At 73.7% G+C, this 2,832-nt stretch carries 2 protein-coding genes; both read left to right on the top strand.

Annotation, left to right across the window (positions count from 1 at the left end; all coding sequences use genetic code 11):
• Positions 1-959: MBL fold metallo-hydrolase (locus AOK24_RS37815; protein ID WP_055724464.1), on the top strand; the 959-nt coding region annotated here is incomplete at its 5' end.
• A gap of 323 nt (positions 960-1,282) precedes the next feature.
• A partial coding sequence (locus tag AOK24_RS37810) for a sensor histidine kinase (protein WP_276206882.1) occupies positions 1,283-2,832 on the top strand: 1,550 nt, incomplete at its 3' end.

The following is a 2,832-nucleotide window of genomic DNA, read 5'->3' as shown; positions in this document are numbered from 1 at the left end:
ACCGCGCCCCCTCCGGCACCATCCCCGTGCACGCCACGACCCTCGCCGACCTCGCCAAGCCCCCGGCGACGGGCCTGCGTGTGACCTGGATGGGCCACTCCAGCGTGCTCGCGGAGATCGACGGCCACCGCGTGCTGTTCGACCCGGTCTGGGGCGAGCGCTGCTCCCCCGTACCCTTCGCGGGCCCCAAGCGCCTCCACCCCGTACCGCTCCCGCTCGCCGCCCTCGGCCCGGTCGACGTCGTCGTCATCTCGCACGACCACTACGACCACCTCGACCTGCCCACGATCAAGGCGCTGGCCGGTACGGACACCCTCTTCGCGGTCCCCCTCGGCGTCGGCGCGCACCTGGAGCACTGGGGCGTCCCGGCGGACCGCCTGCGCGAGCTGGACTGGCACGAGGAGACGAAGGTCGGCGGCCTCACCCTGACCGCGACCCCGGCCCGCCACTTCTGCGGACGCGGCCTGCGCAACACGCAGCACACGCTGTGGGCGTCCTGGTCGGTCGCCGGGTCCGAGCACCGGATCTACCACAGCGGCGACACCGGCTACTTCGAGGGCTTCCGGGACATCGGCGCCGCGCACGGCCCGTTCGACATCACGATGATCCAGATCGGCGCGTACTCGCCGCTGTGGCCGGACATCCACATGACGCCCGAGGAGGGCATGCGCGCCCACCTCGACCTCCAGGGCGGTGCCCCGTCCGGCGTGATGATGCCGATCCACTGGGGCACGTTCAACCTCGCGCAGCACCCGTGGGCGGAGCCGGGGGAGTGGACGCTGGCGGCGGGCGAGGCCGTCGGCCAGGCCGTCGCCGTACCGATCCCCGGCCAGCCCTTCGAACCCGGCGGTGAGCTGCCGACGCGGGCCTGGTGGCGGAGCGTCTCGGCGCCGCTTCAGAAGGAGTGGCCGGTGCCGACGGTGTCGCGGGACGACCTGGGGCTCGTCGGCGAGGGCTGAGACCGGCCGGTCGTACGCCGGGGCGGGGTTCCTTTCGGGGCCCGCCCCGGCTTTTTCGTTGGCCAAAACGAACACGCTGAGTGATCGACGTCCGGGCGAGGGTTCCGGCTTCCGTGTGGGACCGTTCGAGACCGCCTCTGATCAGTTCTTTTCCCTACGTGACACCCGCCTGTGACGGGTTATCGGGCAGGCGTACGAGCGCTCATACCAGAGCGGGACGATTGCCGCAGGAGTTCGCCAACTGCCCGCCGTGCATGCCTCGTTGGCAACTACTGTGAGTCGCCGCACAGCCAGGGACCCGACGGATCAGGACGAGGACACGGATGTCGCACCTCCGCGCACCCGCCGCACGCGCAGACCGCCGTGAGGGCGGACGGCACGGACGACCGGTCGCCCGCACGGCCGAGACCCACATACGGCCGCACCTCCTGCGGCTCGCGGTACTGCCGCCGACCGCCGTCGCGCTCGGCGCGTGCGCGGTCGTGCTGTTCACCGTGCGCGCCACCGGCGTCCGCCTCGGACCCACCCTGTGGGCCGTCCTCGCGGGCGCGGTCGTCGTCACCGGAGTGGGCATCGGGGTCGCCGCCGTCGCCGCGGGGCGCACCGCGCGGTCCGTGACCGACCGGCTCGACGCGCTGCGCCGGTCCGCCGCGCGCGGCGAGGCCGATCTGCGGGCGCTGGTCGAGGCGTTACGGCGCGGAGAGGCGCCGCCCCAGCGCCGTACGCGGGGGCTGCCGCCCGGGGACGCCGACGAGTTCGAGCTGCTCGCGGCGGATCTCGCCCGTGCGCACGACGGGGCCGTGGCGGCCGTCGTCCAGGCGACGCAGCTGTCCAGCCGGACCGGCAGCGAACAGAAACTGGAGGTGTTCCTCAATCTCGCGCGGCGCCTCCAGTCCCTCGTGCACCGGGAGATCCTGCTCCTCGACGAGCTGGAGAACGAGATCGAGGACCCCGACCTGCTGAAGGGGCTCTTCCACGTCGACCACCTCGCGACGCGGGTGCGGCGGCACGCGGAGAACCTCGCGGTGCTGGGGGGCGCGGTGTCGCGCCGCCAGTGGAGCCATCCCGTGTCGATGACCGAGGTGCTGCGGTCCGCGATCGCCGAGGTGGAGCAGTACTCCCGCGTGAAGCTGGTCCCCCCGGTCGACGGCGACCTCCGCGGGCACGCCGTCGCCGATGTCATCCACCTCCTCGCCGAGCTCGTCGAGAACGCCACGGTCTTCTCCGCCCCGCACACCCAGGTCCTCCTGCGCGCCAACCTCGTCACCTCCGGCCTCGCGGTCGAGGTCGAGGACCGGGGGCTCGGCATGCCGCCGGAGGAACAGGCCCGCATGAACGCGCTGCTGGCGGACCCCGACCAGGTCAACGTCGGCCGCCTCCTCGCCGACGGCCGGATCGGCCTGTTCGTCGTCTCCCAGCTCGCCCGCCGCCACGGAATCCGGGTGCGCCTCCAGAACAACATCTACGGCGGGGTCCAGGCGATCCTGGTAGTGCCGCAGGCCCTCCTGGGAGACGCCGGGCGGGTCCCTACCGCTACGACGACGGCGGGGCCCCGGCCGACGGACGGCACCGCCGTACCGAGGGCCGCGTCACCTACCACACCACCGCACGGCACGCCGGGTCCCCGTCACGCGAGCCCCCGGACGACACCGAGCACCGACGGCCCACAGCCGCCCGCCGGAGCACACCGGGTCAACGGCACACGTGCCGGGGGACACAGCGCGGACGCCTCACCCCAGGCGACCGGCACACGGCCGACGGGGGCGGGTTCCGGGGGCGGGCATGGTGGGGGTACGCGTCAGGGTGGCGGTGCGGGGTCGGGTGGGGCCGGTGCCGGTGCCGGTGCCGGTGCCGGTGCTGGTGCCGGGTACGG

This window comes from Streptomyces niveiscabiei (assembly GCF_001419795.1).
GTDB lineage: Bacteria > Actinomycetota > Actinomycetes > Streptomycetales > Streptomycetaceae > Streptomyces > Streptomyces niveiscabiei.
This window is presented reverse-complemented; position numbering and strand designations above follow the sequence as displayed.